The sequence below is a fragment of the Polycyclovorans algicola TG408 genome (assembly GCF_000711245.1).
GTDB lineage: Bacteria > Pseudomonadota > Gammaproteobacteria > Nevskiales > Nevskiaceae > Polycyclovorans > Polycyclovorans algicola.
In genome coordinates this window covers 2,490,024-2,510,251 of the sequence record NZ_JOMH01000001.1, presented here as the reverse complement: position 1 = coordinate 2,510,251, position 20,228 = coordinate 2,490,024, and the positions used below count along the sequence as shown (strand labels likewise).

The 20,228-nt window shown below is 62.5% G+C and carries 16 protein-coding genes; 14 read left to right on the top strand and 2 right to left on the bottom strand.

The features are described from left to right. Positions 1-93 precede the first annotated feature (93 nt). From U741_RS0111975 to U741_RS0111945, 7 genes are all read left to right on the top strand, one after another. Positions 94-636: a hypothetical protein gene (locus tag U741_RS0111975; protein ID WP_152551596.1), complete on the top strand. Its 543-nt coding sequence runs from the start codon at positions 94-96 to the stop codon at positions 634-636. Positions 637-793: 157 nt separating this feature from the next. Beyond that, a complete protein-coding gene (locus U741_RS18500; protein WP_084154835.1) occupies positions 794-2,548 on the top strand; it encodes an SUMF1/EgtB/PvdO family nonheme iron enzyme in 1,755 nt (584 codons plus the stop codon). A gap of 157 nt (positions 2,549-2,705) precedes the next feature. After that, positions 2,706-4,598, top strand: coding sequence for an SUMF1/EgtB/PvdO family nonheme iron enzyme (locus tag U741_RS18495; protein WP_084154834.1), 1,893 nt, complete (start codon positions 2,706-2,708; stop codon positions 4,596-4,598). Positions 4,599-4,731: 133 nt separating this feature from the next. After that, a complete protein-coding gene (locus tag U741_RS0111960; protein WP_052378753.1) occupies positions 4,732-5,088 on the top strand; it encodes a four helix bundle protein in 357 nt (118 codons plus the stop codon). After that, complete coding sequence (locus U741_RS0111955) at positions 5,085-5,420, top strand: hypothetical protein (protein ID WP_043110582.1); 336 nt, start codon at positions 5,085-5,087, stop codon at positions 5,418-5,420. Before U741_RS0111960 ends, U741_RS0111955 begins: the two co-directional genes overlap by 4 nt. 118 nt (positions 5,421-5,538) lie before the next feature. After that, a complete protein-coding gene (locus U741_RS0111950; RefSeq protein WP_084154833.1) occupies positions 5,539-6,663 on the top strand; it encodes a DUF4384 domain-containing protein in 1,125 nt (374 codons plus the stop codon). A gap of 158 nt (positions 6,664-6,821) precedes the next feature. After that, positions 6,822-7,976 (top strand): hypothetical protein, encoded by a 1,155-nt coding sequence (locus U741_RS0111945; protein ID WP_152551595.1) that lies wholly within the window; start codon positions 6,822-6,824, stop codon positions 7,974-7,976. A 192-nt stretch (positions 7,977-8,168) separates the two neighbouring features. Here the strand turns inward: U741_RS0111945 and U741_RS0111940 are convergent, their stop codons facing one another. Further along, entirely contained in the window at positions 8,169-9,080 is a 912-nt protein-coding gene (locus tag U741_RS0111940) for a formylglycine-generating enzyme family protein (RefSeq protein WP_029890694.1), read from the bottom strand. Positions 9,081-9,245: 165 nt separating this feature from the next. Then, complete coding sequence (locus U741_RS0111935) at positions 9,246-10,067, bottom strand: caspase family protein (protein ID WP_052378751.1); 822 nt, start codon at positions 10,065-10,067, stop codon at positions 9,246-9,248. Between the two features lie 147 nt (positions 10,068-10,214). On the opposite strand from U741_RS0111935, the gene U741_RS0111930 reads away from it, so the two are divergent. From U741_RS0111930 to U741_RS18485, 7 genes are all read left to right on the top strand, one after another. Then, complete coding sequence (locus tag U741_RS0111930; protein WP_029890692.1) at positions 10,215-11,084, top strand: OmpA family protein; 870 nt, start codon at positions 10,215-10,217, stop codon at positions 11,082-11,084. Between the two features lies 1 nt (position 11,085). Continuing rightward, entirely contained in the window at positions 11,086-12,642 is a 1,557-nt protein-coding gene (locus U741_RS0111925; RefSeq protein ID WP_029890691.1) for a caspase family protein, read from the top strand. Further along, positions 12,639-14,171: a caspase family protein gene (locus U741_RS0111920; protein ID WP_029890690.1), complete on the top strand. Its 1,533-nt coding sequence runs from the start codon at positions 12,639-12,641 to the stop codon at positions 14,169-14,171. Before U741_RS0111925 ends, U741_RS0111920 begins: the two co-directional genes overlap by 4 nt. 201 nt (positions 14,172-14,372) lie before the next feature. Further along, positions 14,373-15,989 (top strand): SUMF1/EgtB/PvdO family nonheme iron enzyme, encoded by a 1,617-nt coding sequence (locus U741_RS18490; RefSeq protein WP_161776211.1) that lies wholly within the window; start codon positions 14,373-14,375, stop codon positions 15,987-15,989. Positions 15,990-16,166: 177 nt separating this feature from the next. Beyond that, complete coding sequence (locus tag U741_RS0111910) at positions 16,167-17,390, top strand: serpin family protein (protein WP_029890688.1); 1,224 nt, start codon at positions 16,167-16,169, stop codon at positions 17,388-17,390. Further along, complete coding sequence (locus tag U741_RS0111905; protein WP_029890687.1) at positions 17,387-17,869, top strand: Ig domain-containing protein; 483 nt, start codon at positions 17,387-17,389, stop codon at positions 17,867-17,869. The genes U741_RS0111910 and U741_RS0111905 overlap by 4 nt, the downstream gene beginning before the upstream one ends. Next, on the top strand, positions 17,866-20,166 hold the full coding sequence (locus U741_RS18485) for a TonB family protein (protein WP_084154831.1): 2,301 nt from the start codon (positions 17,866-17,868) through the stop codon (positions 20,164-20,166). The genes U741_RS0111905 and U741_RS18485 overlap by 4 nt, the downstream gene beginning before the upstream one ends. The last annotated feature ends 62 nt before the right edge of the window (positions 20,167-20,228 follow it).

The following is a 20,228-nucleotide window of genomic DNA, read 5'->3' as shown; positions in this document are numbered from 1 at the left end:
TTCTTGCCCTGGCCCTATTGCTGTCGCCGTTGCCGCTGAGCCTTTCAAAACCTTAGACGAGGCGTTCCCGTGCACAGAATGAGGTTGTACCCCGTGGCACTCTCACTTTTCCTGTCAGGGCTGGCGATAGGCCCTGCGGCTGCTGAAAGCGAATATGACAGGCTCGATCCTGCCGCGCAGGCCGCGTTCCAGCACCTACCGCCTGCGGCGGAGAACTGTCAGCGCACCGATCTGAAAGCGCGGGACGACCGCGGACTGAGCGCGCTGTATCGAACCCGCGTTGCCGAAGCGCGCGACAAGCCCGCCAACTTCGCCGGTTGTTGGGTGATGCAGGAAGTCGGCTGCGGTACGTCCTGTCAGGCCATCTTTGCGCTTCACAAGCCCTCGGGTGCCGTGGTTTGGTTCTCGTCTGCGTCTGAAGGGGTAGCGCACACGCTCGGTAGCGCCGCAGTGCTCCTTAACCCCAACAGCTACTGGGATGACAGCGTCGGCCCCATGCCGGATTACCTGCAGCCGATGTGGGAAGCGCTGGTGGTGTGTAGAGATGGGCGCGCACTGGCACATCGACTTTCTGTGCCGCCCAGTCCGGGGATGGATGTCGAGAGTCTGCGCGCCGCTGCCTGCTGGGCCTCGTAACGGTCTTGCAGATCGGTGTTTTCGGGGTTGACCTGCTTCGCGCCTGATTGAGGCGCCTGGCACGAACGTCAAGTTGTGGCCTGGCCTCGGCTGAGCCGAGTTCAAGCCCCATCCCGATAAACAAACTATGGGCACCGGGTGACAAGGGAGAGGGTTGATGAAGCTTAAATTCGGGTGGCTGGTGGCCGTGCTGCTCATGATCATCGCGCAGCCGGCGGCCGCTGCACGAGTGGCACTGGTGATTGGCAATGCCACCTATCAACACACCTCGCGGTTGGCCAATCCCGGCAACGACGCGGCCGATGTCAGCACTGCGCTGCGTTCGGCCGGGTTTGCGGTGGATGTAGTGACCGATGCCGGCAAGAGTCGGATGGAACAGGCGCTGTCGGCATTCGCCGGCAAGGCGGCAGGCTCGGAAATGGCCGTGCTGTTCTACGCCGGCCACGGCATGGAGCTGAACGGGCAGAACTACCTGATCCCGGTAGACGCCAAGCTAGAAAGTGAGGCCGTTGCTGCGCTTCAAACTGTGCGGTTAAACGACGTGATGGACATAGTCGGCGCCTCACGGCTGGGGATCGTGTTTCTGGATGCCTGCCGCGACAACCCGCTGGTCAACAACATGACCCGGCGCAGCGGCACGCGCAGTGCATTTCGCGGCTTGGCGCGTATCGAGCCCATCGACAACCTGCAAGTGGTCTATGCAGCTAGAGACGGCAGCCGCGCCGCCGACGGCACCGGTCGCAACAGCCCCTTCACCACCGCCCTGCTGCAGGGTCTGAAGACCCCGGGACTTGAAATCCGAGACCTTTGGGGTGAAGTGCGCACCGAAGTGCTACGGATGACCAACCGCCAGCAGGAACCCTTTGTTTACGGCCCCCCGCTGTCTGGGCGGTTTTACTTCACCCCCCCGTCGCCTGGCATGGCCGCTGCCCCGGCGCAAGCAATCTCCCTAGACCCTGAGCTTTTGGCCTTTCAGGCCGCCCGGCGTGCGGGCAGCGAGGCCACCTGGCGGCAATTTGTGCAGAGCTATCCCAATAGCGCCTATGCCGCGACGGCGAATATTGAGCTGGCCGCCCTGGCGCGGCCAAGGCCGCAGCCGCAGCCACCTCAAGCCCAGCCATCCGTACAGCAGGCGCTGCCACGAGCGGTATTGCCGACTGCAGCGGCAGGCACGAATGCTATGGACTGCCCTGAATGCCCCGAGATGGTGAAGATTCCCGGCGGCAGCTTTCGTATGGGAGACCTCAGCGGCAAGGGCTTCCCACATGAAAAGCCGGTGCGCGGGGTTCAAGTGTCATCTTTCTGGGTGGGCAAGTACGAGGTGACGTTTGACGAGTGGGACGCTTGCTACGCGGCGGGCGGTTGCAGCAAGCGGCCTGACGATGAGCGGGGCTGGGGTCGTGGCCGTCGTCCGGTCATCAACGTGAGTTGGGAAGACACCCAACAATACGTGCAGTGGCTGAGCCGCAAGACCGGCAAGCGCTATCGCCTTTTGAGTGAGGCCGAATGGGAATATGTTGCCCGTGGGGGAACCAGCACGGAATTTAGTTTTGGTGACTGCATACATAACGACCGCGCCAACTACGACGGTAACTATCATTTTCTGGGTTGTGGCAGGACCGGTGTTTATCTGGAGAAGACCCAGCCGGTGGGCAGCTATGCCGCCAACCCTTGGGGCCTGCACGATGTGCACGGCAACGTCTGGGAATGGGTTCAGGACTGTTGGGAAGCCGGCTATGCGGGAGGTCCCACCGATGGCAGTGCTTTGACTTCGGGTGACTGTTCACAGCGAGTGTTGCGGGGTGGCTCCTGGTTTTATCAACCGATAATCGTGCGGTCAGCCTCCCGTAACGGCGGCCCCCCCAAAGCTGGGGACATCACTGTGGGCTTTAGGCTCGCCAAGAGCGATTAACCCTTGGGCCGCTTGCCGCCGGGACCAAGCAGTAGCTCGCTGCGTTTATTCGCATTTCTCGTCATCCGCGGTATCACCGACGGCCGGGCGGCGCGCAGGGGCATGGACCCCATCCCGATAACTCAGATTATTCAGGATCGTACTTCGGGATGGGTTGATGATGGACAAATGCCTTTGGGCGGCGGTGCTCTCGCTGGGTCTGCTGCTGCCATTCGGCGCGCAGGCTTCGCAGCGCGTGGCGCTGGTGATTGGCAACGACAACTACCCGACCATGGGCCGGCTCAGCAATGCCGGTAATGACGCGCGGGCAGTGGCGGGCAAGCTCAAGGAGCTGGATTTCAAGCTGGTGGGCGGACAGGCGCACCTGGACGTGACCCAGAGCCGCGCCAACGTGCTGATCAAACAGTTTGGCGAGGCGCTATCCCCGGGTGATGTCGCCTTCTTCTACTTTGCCGGCCACGGCGTGGGCGGCGATGACACCAACTACTTGATTCCGGTGGACGACCAGAACATCTCCTTTCTGGAAGACGTTCCGGACTTCTCCGTTGACGCGCAATCGGTGCTGCGGCGCATGGAACAGCGGGGCGACGGCATCAACATCGTCATTCTCGATGCTTGCCGAGACAAGCCGCTCCCCAGCCGCACCCGCGGCGGCATGGCGCGCGGCCTCTCCCGCATGGTGGCGCCCTCCGGCAGCTTCATCGGCTATGCCGCCAGCCCCGGGCAAAAGTCATTTGACGGCAGGGGCAGCAACGGCGTCTTCACTGAGCAGTTGCTGGGCCTGCTCGGCAAACCCGGCTACACCATGGACGATGTCTTTGCTGACCTCACCGGTGCGGTGGAACGCGTCACCAGCCGGCAGCAGACCCCGATACGCGAAAGTAACCTGCGCGGGCGGTTTATCCTGGTACCCGGGCCGCGGGACACGGCTGGCCTTGCCGCGTCGGCCCCCGACCCTGAGCAGCTGGCATTTCAAGCCGCCCAGCGTGCGGGCAGTGAGGCCGCCTGGCGGCAGCTTGTGCAGAGCTACCCCAACAGCCCCTATGCCGCGACGGCCAACATTGAGCTGGCGGCGCTGACGCGGCCAAGGCCACCGCCCGCGCAGGCCCCCTCTGGCGGCAGTGCCCCCGCACCGGTCACCAGCAGCCAATACGGCGCGGGCGGCGTGTTGCTGCGGCCTGGGAGCCTCGGCGGCCTGAGCGCCGGCACGGTGTTCCGCGACTGCGAGGATTGTCCGGAAATGGTTCGGGTGCCGACCGGCCGTTTCCAGATGGGCAGCCCCAGCCAAGAGGCTCACCGGAAAACCAACGAAGGCCCGGTGCACGAGGTGCGCATTGACTACGCGCTGGCGGTAGGCAAGTTTGAGGTGACACGGGGGCAGTGGCGGCAGTTTCTGAGTGAGAGCGGCAAGACTTATCCGAACGGGTGTTTCGTTTTTGACACCGATCAGCGCAAGTTTGTAAAGGCGAACGACAAAAGCTGGCGGGACCCGGGTTATGCGCAAGACGACAGCCATCCAGTGGTGTGCATGACTTGGCAATGGGCCAATGACTACACGGCTTGGCTCAGTGACAAGACGGGCAAGCGTTACCGGCTTCTGAGCGAAGCTGAATTTGAGTATGTCAATCGTGCCGGCACGAGCACGCCGTGGTTTTGGGGCAGTGATCCACAACAAGCCTGTCGCTATGCCAACAACGCCGACACGAAGTATGCCCAGTGGCGCGGCTTTACGACGGGCGTCAAAGATGGCGCCAAGTGTGACGACGGCTATGCCAACACCGCGCCCGTGGGGCGCTACCCACCCAACGCCTTCGGGCTTTACGACACGACCGGCAACGTCTGGGAATGGACCGAGGACTGCTGGAACGAGGGCTTTGTCGGTGCACCTACTAATGGCGCGGTGTGGGCCGCTGGTGATTGCACCCTTCGCGTGGGGCGCGGCGGCGCTTGGCGCGAAATTCCCGCGTACCTGCGGGCTGCGAGCCGTGGCCCGAACACCGCCACCTCCGGGAACTTCCATACGGGCTTTCGTCTCGCCAGGACCGATTGACCCTGTGCCCTGTGCCCTGTGGCCTTTGCCCCTTCGCCCTGTGTTTTTGCGGAGCAAAAACGCGCGCCACAGGCGCGTGCCGTGGCTTTGTGCTTCGGGGGTGCAGGGGGCGTAGCCTCCTTCGGACGCAAAAATGAGCACGCCCCTCGCCTTGCCGCTGGCTGTGGATGCCTGCCGCGAGCTGATCGTGTGGATGGTGAACGAGCTCTACCAGTTTCCGCGTTCGCAGCGTTACACCCTCGGCACTCGCATCGAGACCCTACTCCTCGAGGTGCTGGAGCGGCTGCTGCTGTCGACCTGCGCGCGCCCATCGGAACAGGCGCGGCATCTGGAACCGGCCAACGCCAAACTGGACCTGTTGCGCCACCTCTGGCGCGTGGCGCTGGAGGTCAAGGCCGTGGCCCCCAAGACGCACAGCCATGCAGCGGAGCGGCTGCTGGATATTGCCAAGCAGGTGGGCGGCTGGCGCCGCGCGCGGGGCGCCCCATGAAGCGCATTGGCGGCCTCTGGCCGCAGATCATCGCACCAGAAAATCTGGAAGCGGCCTTTCGTGCTGCCCGGCGCGGCAAGCGCAACCGCGACGCGGTGGCGCGCTTTGCGCTGAATCAGGAAGGCGAGCTGCGGCGCCTGCGCGAGCAGTTGGCGGCCGGCACCTGGCGGCCCGGTGCCTACCGCCAGTTCACGGTCTACGACCGCAAACCACGACTGATCTCGGCCGCGCCCTTTGCCGACCGCGTGGTGCACCACGCGCTGATGCGGGTGGTGGAGCCGCGTGTGACCTCAAGCCCCACTCGTGTCGAATTCAACTCGATTAGCTTCTGATGGGGGCCAAGGTGGTCTCGCGCAGGACTTATGTGCTGTACGGCACATTGCCTTGGAGGAGCTCATCCCGATAGGTGGAACAGTGCCCGAATCCCGGGTGGTCAATAGGAGCGTTTCCATGCCTTGTTTCAAGCCCGCTGCGGCCTTGGCTTCTTACAGTGTGGCGATGCTGCTGGCGGTGGCCAGCTTGGCGAGCCCGATGGCGGTTGCCAGCGAACAGCGTGCCATGACGGCGGAGCAGGTGACGATCACGTCGCTTGCGGTGCCGCAGTCGGACCTCAAAGTGGATGTATGGACCGATCGCCCCAACGGGGTCTATGCCGATGGCGATCGGGCGCGGGTGTTTCTCAAGGTGAACCAGGCGGCGCGCGTGGAACTGGTGGAAGTGAACAGCAGGGGCGTGAAGACGGTTTTATTCCCCAATGCGTGTCAGCCGAATAAAGCGCTTGGCGCCGGGCAGACGGTTGAGGTGGGCGTGGGGCAGCGTGGTTCGGCCAGTTGCCCTGGTATCCGGGTTTCCCAACCTTACGGTCTGAGCGTGCTGAAGGCTGTCGCCACTACCGATCCCAATGCTCGTTTCCAGACCGGGCGCGTGATGACGGGGGCAGCCCCCTTCGCATTGATTGGAGATAGCGCAGATGTGTATGCGCGCACGATGACGGTCATGGTCAACCAGGCGCCTCCGCAGACCAAGTGGGCGACGGCTAACGTGCACTACAGCGTGGCACCGAGTGCGTCAGCAACGGCTTCGGTCCCTTCCAGCCGAACCACCATGGCTGCAGCACCCGCGGCGGCGATTCCGGCGGCATATCCGCTGCCGGCGTTCAAGTCGGATTTCGGCCTCAACGTCCGCACGGGTGAAGCCAGCTACCGGGCTGGCGACGCCTTGACTTTTTCGGTGACCGCAGAGCGTCGTTGTGACCTGCGGGTGGTTAACGTGGATCACAATGGTGATTACAGCGTGCTATCTCCCAATGCAATGAACGAATCGCTGACCTTGCAGGCCGGCCGCGCTCAGTTCCTTCCCCGTTCCTCGGGCGATGTCCAGGTTCGGCTGTCGGGTGAGGCGGGAACCCAAACCCTGTTGGCGGTCTGCGCGCAAAATAAGAGCTTCTGGGAAGTCATGACGGGCCGGTCTGCGATCACGGAGGTCAAGCCCACGATGACGCTGGAAGAGATCCTCGCCGATCGAGTTGATGGCTTGGTGGCCCGCAAGGCCGTGACCTACCAGTTGCTGCCCTGAGAGTCTGGGCCAGCCAAAAAGGAGTGTTGACATGATGATCTGAGTCGCTGCATGGGGTGGCTGGTTTGTGCCTTTCGGGCATGTCGGCTTCAAACGCTTGTTTTGCCGGGCAAGGTCGCGTTTAATCCAGATACCGATAAAAAAATCAGGTAACAAACGTGTCAGCGACGTTAGATCGCCTGGCGGCGCACATTGCACATCTGTTAAATCAGCCTGATGGTCAGTCGGTTTGGCTCGATCCCGGCGTAATTTATGCGGACCTGCTTCACCATCTGGCCAACCGTTATGCCGGCCCTTTGCTATCGCACGCTCGCTATCAATGGCGTATGGAGGCCGACGAGGCCGCCAGCAGATACTTTGACGCCACACTCGCCAGAAAACTCAAGCTTTCGGGCAAGGTGCCCTACTCCATCGCGCATCAGGTCTTCCTTGCGCTTGTGCGTCGCCTGCCGGCGCCGGGCTGGCGGTGTGCGGAGCTTGTTCGCACCCGGCAGCCATTGTCAGACCGTGCTCAAGTGCTCATCCCGGCTGCCAGCGAGCTGGCTTTAAAGCAGCGGGTGGACAAACTTGATCGCGCCATCTCAGACGGCAACGCGGCCCGTCCGCTACGTGAACGTGACGGACTGCTCTGGATTGTGGCCGGGCATGTCCAGATGGAGTTGCCTGAAGAGATGAGCCTCTGGGATGCAATCATCACCATCCCCCCCCGGCTCACCACGTTGCAGAGTGGCGAAGAATTCAACCGATTCTGTAGCCGAGTGATCGACGCCCTGCGCACCGCAAACCGCCCGGTGCAGGAGGTGCTCGGACTAGGGCACAACCTATGCCCGTTCGACTGGCTGGACACCCTTAGCACCAACCAGGTGCGCAGCCTAAGGCGATACCTTGCTGGTCTACCCGAGGGCGCCAGCCTTGCAGACTGGAGTCAGGACACGGCACTTCAGCACTGGCAGCGTCAACCTGTGGCGGGGTTTAGTAACTTTGAAGCGTTCTGGGCCTCCGACATCGTCTGTGCGCTTCGGGAACCTCGGCAGCGGGACTATCGTGGAGAACTGGACGACCTCGACATCGGTGACGACATTGAGGACGAGCGCGAGGACGTATCCCTACTTGACGCAAGCGAATGGCAACTCCTGCTCACAGAGCGAGTCGAGCAGGGTCAACTGAGCTCAATCGAAGCGGCCATGTTGGAAAGGCTTTACGCCGGCGACAGCTTTGATGACCTTAATAACGACCCCCGTTTTGCGCTGATATTGAAAGCGAGCGGCAGCGAAGAATGGGCCGAGTCGATAAGGCTTCGTCTGCTTTCGTGATGCCCGATAGGCCTACCCAGAAAAGCAATCCTGTGCGTCACCTTCTGGCAAAAAGAGCCGTGGAACAGGTTTCGTAAGCTGCTACGGCGTCAGGATGGAGCAACTCACGCAGGGCATCATAAAACGCGCCTGTGGCGCGCGTTTTTGCTCCGCAAAAACAGGGCAAAGGGACAAAGGCCATAGGCCAAAGGGTCAATCGGTCCTGGCGAGACGGAAGCCCCGGTCGTTGAGCGCAGCCGTGGCGGAGGTCCAGTTGCGGGGCGCCGCCCGCAGGTTCGCGGGAAGAGTGACCCAGGAGCCGCCGCGCACCACGCGCCGGGTGCAGTCCCCAGCGGCCCACACCGCGCCATTCGTTGGTGCGCCCACATAGCCCTCGTTCCAGCAGTCTTCGGTCCATTCCCAGACATTGCCGGTGGTGTCGTAAAGCCCGAAGACGTTGGGCTGGTAGCGGCCCACCGGGCCGGTGTTGGCATAGCCGTCGTCACACTTGGCGCCGCCGGTCACGCCCGGCCAGCCCCGCCACTGGGCATACTGCGTGTCGGCGTTATTGGCATAGCGACACGCCTGTTGTGGATCACTGCCCCAAAACCACGGCGTGCTCGTGCCGGCACGATTGACATACTCAAATTCAGCTTCGCTCAGCAGCCGATAGCGCTTACCCGTCTTGCGACCCAGCCACTCCGCATACGCCTTGACCTCGTTCCACTTCACGCACACGACAGGGTGCTTATCGTCCTGCGCAAAGCCAGGATCGCGCCAGCTCTTGTCGTTCTGCAGCACCCACTTATTCTGGCTGGTGTCGAACACCGTGCAGCCCGTGCTGCCGCTGCGGCCGCTCTCACTCAGAAACTGCCGCCACTGCCCGCGTGTCACCTCGAACTTGCCCACCGCGAGGGCATAGTCGATCCGCACCTCGTGCATCGGGCCTTCGTTGGTTTTCCGGTCAGCCTCATGGCTGGGGCTGCCCATCTGGAAACGTCCCGTGGGCACACGCAGCATCTCGGGGCAGTCTTCGCAGTCCCGGAACACCGTGCCCGCGCTCAGGCCGCCGAGGCTCCCAGGCCGCAGCAACACGCCGCCCGCGCCATATTGGCTCTGCGTCACCGGGGCAGGCGCACTGCCGCCAGACGAGGGCGGCGGTGCGGCGGGCCGTGGGCGGGTGAGGGAGGCCAACTGGATGTCGGCCTGCCCCACAAACTGACCTTGCGGGTATTGACGCTTGTAGTCCTGAAACGCTTCTACCGATCCGGCCGCGACGGCGCTTTGCCATTAGGCGAGTTCTACCGAGCGGGGATCAAACGCTGGCACGCTCTGCGCGGTGGCGGTGCTGCCACTACCGGGCAGGAGGTAAATCTCTGATCGCAGCGATTCTTCCGTCCACGGTTCTTGGGCGTTGCGGGTGAGTTCCAGGACGCGGTTGCGAACGCGGGTGAGCAGGATGCGAAGTTCAATCCCCGGCGTTTCAAGGTGCTGCAACAGGGCGCTGGTGAAGGGGCTGTTGCGGCCGGCACCGTCTGCTGCAATGGCGCCAGGGCGGGTGGCAAAGGCAATGAGGGTGCCGCCGTCGGTGGAATCGATACGCCCTAGCCCTCGGCTGACGTTGCGTCCTTCACTGGCCCATTGATTGGCCAGTGGGTTGTCGCGGCAGGCATCCACCAGCAAGACTTTGGTCCGGGCGCCGCTGGTGGCGGCCATGACGTCGGACATGGCGATGCCCTGAAAGCGCAGCGATAAGGGGGTGTCGAGCTTTGCATCGACAGGAATGAGGTAGTTGGTCCCTTCGGCCTGGATGCCGTGACCGGCGTAGAACACCAACGCCAGTTCTGCGCCGTTGGCGGCCCCGGCGAAGCTTTGCAAACGGCTGCGCATGCTGTTGGCGTCGAGGTTGTTGCCGCTGTGAACTTCGAAGCCCAATTTACGCAAGGCAGCGCTGATGTCCGATGCGTCGTTCACTGGGTTGGTCAGCCGCTGGGTGTGCTGATAGGCGCCATTACCAATCACCAGTGCCACGCGCTGGGAGGCTTGGGCCCCAAGCGTGGCGAACGCCATGACCAGCACTGACAACACCCTGAAACGCTTCAACCCGACCATACCGATCCCCGATCACTAACGGTGCCAATTCCTGCCTGTATCGGGATGGGGGCCATCCCGATAGGTCAGCGAGCATTTTGTGCGGGGACGAGAAGCATGGTTGGCATATGGCGACGAGGGGCAAGCGGCTTTGTATTGGCACTGGGATTGGCGCTGCCGGTGCACGCCGTGGAGCGCCCGGTAGACTGCGAAAATGTCGCGGAGCGGGCTCAAGCCATCCGTCAGGCGCGCGATGTTGCGGGCCTGCAGCGGCTGGCACGGGGCGCCAGCGCCTGTGACAGCGCGGTGCTGGAATACGTGGGCCAACTGACAGCCCAGGCGATGTGGAATGCCTTGCTGGATCGCGCTGCGACAGCGACTGATCCTGCCGTTTTCGAACCTGATTTGCGGGCAATCCTGGAGTTCGGCCAAGTCTGGCAGGCGCATGAGGTGCTGGGCGACATCGCCGCCGCCCGCAAGCAGCACGCCGAGGCCACGCTTGCATACCAGTCCGCACTTACGGCGATTGACGATGAAACTTGGACCCCCCGCCCTCCTGAAGAAGCGCGCATTGCCACGCTCTTCAGAAAAGCGGAGACCCAGCGGTTGCTGGCACCGACTTACGTGGCCAATACCCGCAGCCGAAATGATCAACCGTCTGGACTGGGCGCCGCGCAGGTTTCTCGGTTTGCGGTGAAGCGCACCGCCATTCCGGTGCAGTTCGAGTTCGGGAAAGCCAACTTCACGCTGGAGGGAGAAAAAGCAGCCGATGATCTGCTGTTCATGGTGCGCGCCCAGGGGCCGAAGCGGATCACCCTGGTGGGCCACACCGACCCTGTCGGCTCCGAAGCTGCCAATCAGGTGCTCTCAGAACGGCGCGCCAAGGCGGTGGCGGACTATCTGCGCCGAAACGGCTACACCGGCGAGATCGTCACTCTGGGCAAAGGTAAGTCGCAGCCGCATGAGCCCGATGATCCCGATGCCTACACGGTACCCGAGCGACACCAAATGGACCGACGAGTGGAGCTAATTCGCTGAGATGAAAGACGTGTTCGCCCCCGCTGTCGGCGTGCTCCTGATGATGGGTCTCTTGGTGACCCCTGCCGTGCAGGCGGGCGACCTGCATGCGCTCATTGTGGGAATTGACCGTTACGCCACCCTCACGCCGCTGCGGGGTGCGGTGAATGATGCCCGTGATATCGAGCAAACCATCGCATCGTTCAAACCCAAGACGATGAAGGTATTGGTGGACGATCAGGCTCATCGCCGGGCAACCCTGTCTGCCTGGGACGAAATTGAGGCGAAGGCTAAGCCGGGCGACACCATTTTCGTTTCGTACGCAGGCCATGGGGCGCAAGTTGCCGAGGCCGTTCCAGGGCAGGAAGACGATGGCTACGACGAGATCTGGGCGCTTGGAGGCTTCTCTGACTCAGGGCCCGGAAGTTTCGAGCGCATCGTGGACGATGAGTGGGGCGAGCGGATTTCGAGGGTCAAGGGCATCAAGGTGATCATGCTGCTGGATGCCTGCCACAGCGGCACCATGACCCGCAGCGCGTACTCCGAAGCGCCTTTGTGGCCATCACGCTTTGGTGGCCGATTCGAGAAAATTGAGGACGATGCGCTGCCCCCTCCCCCACCACGGCCAGATGACCAGACGGGCGCGCGGCCCAACGAGATCTACATTGGCGGCGTGGCCGATGACCGAAAAGTGCCCGAGATCGATATTGGTGGCCAGCCCCGTGGGGCGCTGAGTTATTACTTTTCACGCGGCCTTCGGGGCCCGGCAGACCTGAATCAAGACGGCCAGATCACCTTTTCCGAACTGCAACAGTATCTGGTCGAAAACGTGCGCCAGCGCACTGAAAGCCAGCAAACACCGGTTATCCAAAGCGGTGGTTCGCCGGAGCAACCCATCTTCAGGGTTTCGCCCCTTCAGGCTTCTGCGATACCGCTGAGACCGGTTCGAGTCGCAGTGCGTGGCGCTTCAGCCAGTGAAGCTGAGCGGATGACCCAACAACTTACCCGCGTGCAATCAACCCGTTTAAGTGACGCCGAACTGGTTTGGGATCTCGGTAGGGGGAGGGTCTTATCGCAGGCCGGCGATTGGGTGGCCAACGCGCGGAGTGCCGCTGAGATGCAGGGCGAAGTGGACAAATCAACGGCCCTCATGCGTTTGCGCGCACTTGCCGAAAGCCGGCACTTTGGCGCACGCCTGGCAGGTGGGGACCACCGGCGTGGGGCTGGAGAACGGGTGACACTGACTTTTGAACCGCGAAAAGAGCCCTATCTGACCATCATCAATCTGGCCGGGACGGGTGTGGTGAACCTGCTTTACCCCATCTACACGGCTGAATCGCAGCCGCTCACACCCAATCGGCTTTTCACATTGCCTCCTTTGCGGGTGCAACCGCCATATGGCGCCGATCACGTGATCGCGATTGCCAGCCGCAATGAACCTACCCGACTTCGCGCCGCGCTAGCCGCACTGGAGGGTCATCGTGCTGCAGACCAGGCGGTCAATCTGATTGAGCAGGCCGTCACCCAGGGCGGGCAGCAAATCGCCATCGTTGGCTTGTTTACCGGGGATCAGAAATGAAAAACAGCAAGGGTCGATGGACCACCGCTATCGCCGCTCACCTGCTGATGGCCATTTCAGCATTGAATCCAGCATTGGCGGAAAATCGGGCGCTGGTTATTGCCATTGGTGACTACCGCACCGATCCGGCGATTCGCCCCCTCGGCGGCCCGACGGAGGACGCCCGCCTAGTGCACTCGATGCTCAGTGACCCCCTGCAGTACAAGGCTGAGAACATCAAAGTTCTGTTGGATGCTGAGGCCACGCGTGCGGGCATCCTGAATGCCATCGACGACTGGTTGATCAAAGGGACGCAATCCGGAGACCGCGTGTTCCTGCACTTCAGCGGGCACGGGGCGCAAACCCCCGATTTGAATGGCGATGAAGAAGATGGGCTTGATGAGGTTCTCGTTGCCTACGACGCCCGGGTCAATCGTGCAGAGCGCCGTCTCGAGAACGTCATCCTCGACGACGAAATTGAAGTCATATTGAAACGGCTTGAGGGGCGCATCGTCACGGTGGTGATTGATGCCTGCCATAGCGGAACGATTACCCGCTCGGTGCTGGGTCTCCATGACGATGAAGCCCCAACACGCACCCCAATGGGCGTTGCCTCACTGATCGAAGCCTCAGCTCGCAGTCTTGTCGTAACGGCTCACCGCGAGGAGGAGGCACTGGTCGCGGGCGGGCAGAATCAAACCGTCTGGACAGCGGTGAGTTCATTTCAGGAGGCGCTGGACGACGTGGAAACGCGGCCCCGTACGGGGCATTTCACGAACCGCTTTGTGCAGGGTGTCACCACGATGGTGGCAAACGCCAATCGTGACGGACAGATCGCGCATTCGGAGTTGCTGGCGTGGCTGCGAAGCGAAGCTCAAAGCTACTGCAAGCGCGTTCCACAGCATTGCAGAACCGGCTTGCTGCCGACGCTGGAGATCGACGCCGCTCTGCTGACGCAGCCGATACAGACCACGCTGCTAGGGCGCAAACCGATGGATCAGGACACCGTCACTGCCACAGAAATAGCCTTGACGCCCCCGACCAATACGCCGGATGAAACCACGCTCAGCGTCGTCACCGAGGTTGTGGCAAATCAACAACCATGCAGAGTCCCAGGCTGCTCACTACAGTCCGGGCAGACCGTCAGCTTTCGAACCCAAAGCAACTTTGACGGCTACCTGACCCTCCTGAATATCGACCCGGCCGGCCAGTTCATCCAGCTCTTCCCCAACAGCCTGAGCGTTGCCCGCAATCGGGAGGGACGCATCCAGCGCGACCAGCCTCTGAACGTCCCTGACGCGTACTACGGCTTCGAGTTCACTGCCGAGCCGCCTTTGGGCAACGGGCGGCTCATTGCCCTCGTGACCCAAGACCCGGTAGATCTATCGGACATCGTGGACGCGACCCGTAGCCTCAGCGTGGTGCCCGAAGAGGAGGCCACCGACATCCTCGGCAAGCTCGCGGAGCGACTTCGCAAACCGTGGACGGGCGGCGAGCTCAATCGTGAAGCTCGGTGGGCGGTTGGGGTCGTGGATTACCGGGTTGAATGAGAATTCGAGGGGCATCCAAACGGTCGCCGAAAACATGCGACCAAACCCGACCTGAATTAACGGGCAAATGTCTCGTAATTGCCTAAGGTTTTTCCCACAATGATTCCGCATTCGGGATAAGCGACCATCGCTGGCCGCACACCCATCCCGATTGAGTCCATTTAAGAACCGCAAGTTGGGGAACGAAGCCAAATGAGGCGCTTGAGCGGCATATCAGTTTTTCTGCTTCTGGCCCTGGTCGCGGGGCAGGCCACGGCTGCAAAGCGGGTGGCGCTGGTGATCGGCAACGATAGCTACCAGACCTCCCCCAAGCTGCAGAACGCGCGCAATGATGCCCGCGCGGTGGCGGGTGCGCTGTCGGAAATCGGCTTCACCCTATCGGGAGGGCAAGCCCACCTGGATGTCAGTCGCGGCGATTTGCTGCGGCTGGTGCGGGATTTCACGGGCAGCCTGTCGTCGGACGACATCGCCCTGTTCTACTTTGCCGGCCACGGCGTGGCCGGCGGCGGTGAAAACTGGCTGCTGCCGGTCAACGATGGCGAAATCCGGTTTCAGGAGGACGTGCCGGACTATGCCGTTTCGGCGCAATCCGTGCTGCAGCGGCTGGAGGTGCGGGGTGGCGGCATCAATCTGGTGATTCTGGACGCCTGCCGCAACAACCCGCTACCGGATCGCAGGCGCAGCGTCGGCGCAACGCGTGGCCTGCAGCGCATGCAGGCGCCTTTCGGCTCGTTCATCGTTTATGCCGCCGGTCTGGGCGAGGCGGCCTTGGATGGCCGGGGCAGCAACGGCCTGTTCACGCAAGAGCTGCTGACGCGGATCAGGACGCCGGGTTTGCGGGTGGACGACCTCTTCACCCAGGTGCGCAACGCCGTGCGCAGCGCCTCGGGCAGTCAGCAGACACCGTGGTCGGAGAGCTCCCTGCCCGACGTGTTCTACCTGGTACCGGGCGCCCAGCCCCCAGCGTTGGCCGCCGCACCCGCGCTTGATCCGCGACTGGCGGAAGAAGCCGCCTTCAAGGCCGCACAGGCCGCCAATAGCGTGGAAGGCTGGCAGATTTTCCAGCGTCGCTACCCCAACAGCGCCTACGCCGCCACGGCTGAGATCCAGTTGGCGGCGCTGACGCGCCCTCGGCCACAACCGCAACCAACGCAGCCCCAATCACGGCCCCAGCTTCAGACACCCTCCCAAGCCCCGGCTGTGGCCGCGACGGGCTGGGCCGCCAAGGACTGCCCGGACTGCCCCGAGATGGTCAAGATTCCGGGCCGTAACTACAGCATGGGCAAGTTTGAAGTGACCTTTGATGAATGGGACGCCTGCCATGCGGCGGGTGGGTGCAGCAAGCGTCCGGATGATGAGGGCTGGGGCCGTGGCCGTCGCCCGGTGATCAACGTGAGCTGGGAGCAGGTGACCCAGCAGTACATTCCTTGGCTGAACCACAAGACCGGCAAGACCTACCGGCTGCCGACAGAGGAGGAATGGGAGCATGCCGCGCGGGCGGGTACGACGACGGAGTACTGGTGGGGGAATGACATCGGCCGCAACCGGGCAAATTGCCTTACTTGTGGCAGTCAATGGGACTCTCTCGGAGTGGCTCCTGTGGGCAGTTTTGCCGCCAACCCCTGGGGCTTGCACGATGTGCATGGCAACGTCAGGGAGTGGACGCAAGGTTGCTCGGAGAGACACTGTGGCCGGCGCGTGATTCGCGCCGGCTCTTGGAGCGATCTACCCGCGGATCTGCGGGCTGCGAGCCGCCGCGAGAGCACCCCCAGGGCTGCGACCATGGGCTTGGGCTTTCGGCTCGCCAGGACCGATTGACCCTTTGCGCTGTTTTTGCGGAGCAAAAACGCGCGCTCGCCAGAGCGAGTGCTGTTGATCTTCGCTTCAGGGGAGGGGCCAGAACGAGGCCCAGCCCTTCCGGCTGAGCGTCAGCCCCATCCCGATATAAGACCCAGCAGATGGTTAGGCGTCGCCATCCAACCGGGAGTGCAGTACATGAAAGTGCTTGTTGGGGGGCGCAGCGCCCTGTTCGGGCGCGCTGCGGCGTTGGGGCTACTCATGGCCTGCGCAGTGCCGACGTCTCACGCGGCCATCACCATCACAGAGGTGTATCAAGCTGAGCCTGAGTTTGTGGGCAGCGCGCTGCTGGATCTGTCCCAGCGCTGGTTCGACCCTGCAGTTGCCCAGGGCAACCAGCTCTACTCCGCGCTGAGCCTGGGCGAGGCGCTGGGCATGGCGGCCCTGACCGCCCGCGGCCGCACGCAGGATGCCTTTGCGCAGTTGCTCTACAACGAGCCGCGGTGGGCGCGCGGCAGGGAGATCGACGACCTGATGTATCCGACCTCGCCGTTGCCCCCAGGGCTCAAGACGGCATACGCGTTCATCGTCGCAGAGGACCTGAAGGTGCGGACCGACATCGAAACGGCGCTCAAAACAGTCTTCGGCGCCGAGGTGATGCGCCTGGATTTTGCATCCCCCAAAGCGTTGCAAACGGTGAACACCTGGTTTTCGAAAGAGACGGCGGGTCACATGCCGGACATGCTGTCGGCGCTGCCGCAACAAGGCCGTTTCATCCTCGCCAATGCCCTGCATTTCAAGGCCGCTTGGGCGACTCCGTTTCAAGCAGGCCAAACCGCCGACGCGCCATTCAAAACGGGGCAAGGCAACACGCTCTCCGTAGCGATGATGCGCCAGACCCTGCAAGCCCCCCTGCAGGAGGTGGAAGGTTGGCGTGCAATCTCCCTCGCGTTTGAGGGAGATCGGTTCGATCTGCTGGTGGCGCTGCCGCCCGAGGGTCAGACTCTGGCCGAGGCGGCCTTCAAGGCGCCGGTTGCCCAATGGGTTCCATCTTCGACCCAGGCGTCCAAGCCGCGTTGGGTGGACCTCCAGCTTCCCCGATTTCGACTCACCCAAGGCGGCAGCGTCCGTCAGCGCACCCTGGATCTTGGCTTGGCCCCGGCGTACGAGGCGTGTGCCGATTTCAGCAATCTCAGCGACGAGAATCTGCACCTGGGTGACATCGTCCACCGGGTGATGCTCAGCGTGGACGAGCACGGCGCCGAGGCTGCGGCGGCAACGGCCGTTACCGGGTCGCCTTCGACAGCCCCTTCCAAAGAAGCGGCCATCCCGTTTGTGGTGGACCGGCCGTTCATGGTCTGGTTGATCCACCGGCCAACGGGCATCCCGGTGATGACCGGGGCGATCAACACGCTGAAATGAACAGGAATGCGGAACGGCGCACCAAAAAGACGGCCAGTCCGGAAGCCAGGTTATCGACGGGCAAGCTGGTCGCCGTTCTGTTCATGGCCTCCACGTTGGCTGCCTGCCACCCGAATGATCCACGGTTCGGATTCTTCGGTAGTAAAAAGCCAACCGAGACCGTTGTGACGATGAAGTTCAATGCGGAGATCCACCAGCCTTTCGATGAGTCGATCGTGCTGCCCGGTGCGAGAACGCCGGTCAGTTCGGTTGCGGTGGTTGACGGTGCCTTGCCCGATGGGCTCAGCCTCGATCACGATTCCCGAGGCGCGATTGCCATCACCGGGGTGCCAGCACTTAGCGGTCCATTTGATGCTGAGCTGCGCGTGGCCTGTTACGGCACCCAGCGTGCCGGTCAGCAATATCGAATTCATATCGGGATTGAGGTACGGTCTGAGGCCGTTGCGGAGCACGAGGTGAAAAAGAGCGAAGCCGCATGATGAGCATGATTGGCAAATACACCGTCCTCCGCGAGTTGGGTGCGGGAGGTTTTGGCGCGGTGTACCTGTGTGATGACCCGTTGCTTCAGGAGCAGGTGGCGGTCAAGGTCTTTCAGGTTCGGGATGCCAATGCGGCGCAACAGGCGACCTCGGCATCGGGGGATGCCAGCCGGATCTTGCGCGAGCGCTTTCTTGCCGAAGCGCGGGTCTTGCGTCGTCTGAGCGCCAATCCGCACATCGTGGAGGTCTACGACTTTGCCGAAACGGTGGACGGCACGCCGTATTACGTGATGCCGTATCTGAGCCAGACACTCGTGGACGAGATCGGCAAGGACGCGATGGACCCGGCCGTCATTGCCGACTTGCCTGCGGAGCTGCGGCCCCGCAAGCTGCCGATCAACCGGGCCAGCATCATTCTGGATCAGGTGCTGGACGCGCTGTCGGCGGTGCACAAGGCCGGCTTGATTCATCGAGACATCAAGCCCGCCAACATCCTGTTCAACGCCGATGGCGTGGTTCAGTTATGCGATTTCGGAATCGCCAAGCTGCCGGACACCGATCACAGCCAGACCAGTTCGGGCATGGCGATGGGCAGTCGCAATTACATGGCCCCCGAGCAACGCGAAAGCGCCAAGCATGTGGATGCCCGAGCGGATGTGTACGCCTTTGGCGTATTGGCGTATCGGGTCTATACCGGCGCGATGCCGGTGGGTCGCTTTGATGACCCCATCGCACTGAGCCCCGCCCTGGGCAAAGACCTGAATGAGCTGATTCTGTCCTGCCTTGATCAGAGCAAGGAGCGCCGCCCCGCGGACGCCTCGGTGCTACGGGTTCGGTTCAAGGCGGCGTTATCGGCCGCCTCTGGCGTCCCGGCAGCGGGCGCTGAGGATCACTCCGGCACCTGGGTGGAGGCTGGTCGTGGAGAAGCCAGCTACAAGGCGAGTGTCTCGCCCCTGGAGTCGCGGGTTGAGGCCCTGCTGGGGGAGCACGGAGAAATCCCGCAGGACGCCTGGCACGAGCTGAATGCGCTGGCAGCGATTGGCAGTGTCAGTGAGGGGGCCTTGCAGTCGCTGGTGGAACAGGTGGCCTCACGCCTGGGTACCCCCCTGGAAGCCAAGCGGAACTTCCTCAAGCATGTCGACAGCCTGGCGGCACGCGGGACGGATCTATCGGCACAACGACCCGCACTGCTCGCAGCCGCACAGGCCGTGGGCTGGGATGCAGCAAAGGTCGATGCCGTCATTGCCGCACGTGCACCCACACAGCCAGCGCCGACCCGTGCGCCCACCCCTTCGGCCGGTGCGGTGTCGCCCCCACCGACACACACGATCCATCCTCGTGCCCGTCCCTCAGCGCCCAGAGCCACAAACAAGCGCTCATCGGCTCGCTGGGTCATGGCCGGGCTGGTACTGGGCGTGGTGGGCCTCGCAGGTGCACTGCTAGGCCCCCCGCTTTCGACACGATGGGCAGAGCGGGCAGACGGGGCTGATCCCGCACAGGCCCAGAGCACACCGTCGGCCCCTGCCAGTCAGCTTGCAGCGGCGCCTGCACCCCAACGCCCCCCGGCGGGCAGTGACGCCCGTCCTGCCCCCGCATCAACAGCGGCAGCCCCCAGCCAGGACCGCCCTGCGGCAACGCCAGCCGAAACCCCTGAACAGCGGATCACCGCCTTGTCACGGCGGCTGGACACCCAGGTTGCCGGCTTCAAGCTGACCCGGCCAGCGGGGGACAACGCCGCCGAGACCCTGGAGCAGATCAAAGCCATCAACCCGGATCATCCCAAGGTCGGTGAAGGGACCCGTGCCATCGCAGGGAAGTACCTGGAACTGTTCGAACGCGACCTCGCCGCCAACGACCTGCCCAAGGCCGCCAGCTATATCGCCCTGGCAGAGGGGTTTACGCCAGGTTCTCAGGCTATTGAGCAGGCAAAGGCAAAGATGCAACAGGCGAACTCCGTGAATAGTCCTCGGCAACGAGATGAATTGGCTGACAAAAAACCAAGTGAACAAATTGATGCCCTTTTAGAACGCTGGTCCGCCGATGCTTCAGAAAAAGTAATAAAGAACCTTCGAAATCCTCCAAATTTAACCACCTCAGCCAGAACAACAGTTTTGGTTAAATTGACATCTTACGGTGATGTTTTATCTGCAGAAGTAGTAAGAAGCTCTGACTCGAAACCCTTCGACGAAGCTGTGTTGAATGCCATCGCCCGTTCCTCTCCGCTACCTCGCGTTCCTTTGCAATTGCACGAAAAGGCCCATCAAGGAATACCTTTAATCGTCAGTTCCAACAGATGACCATGAATGCACGTATTAAGAATATCAAAATATGCAAAATAGGGGCTCCGGCCTCATAACAT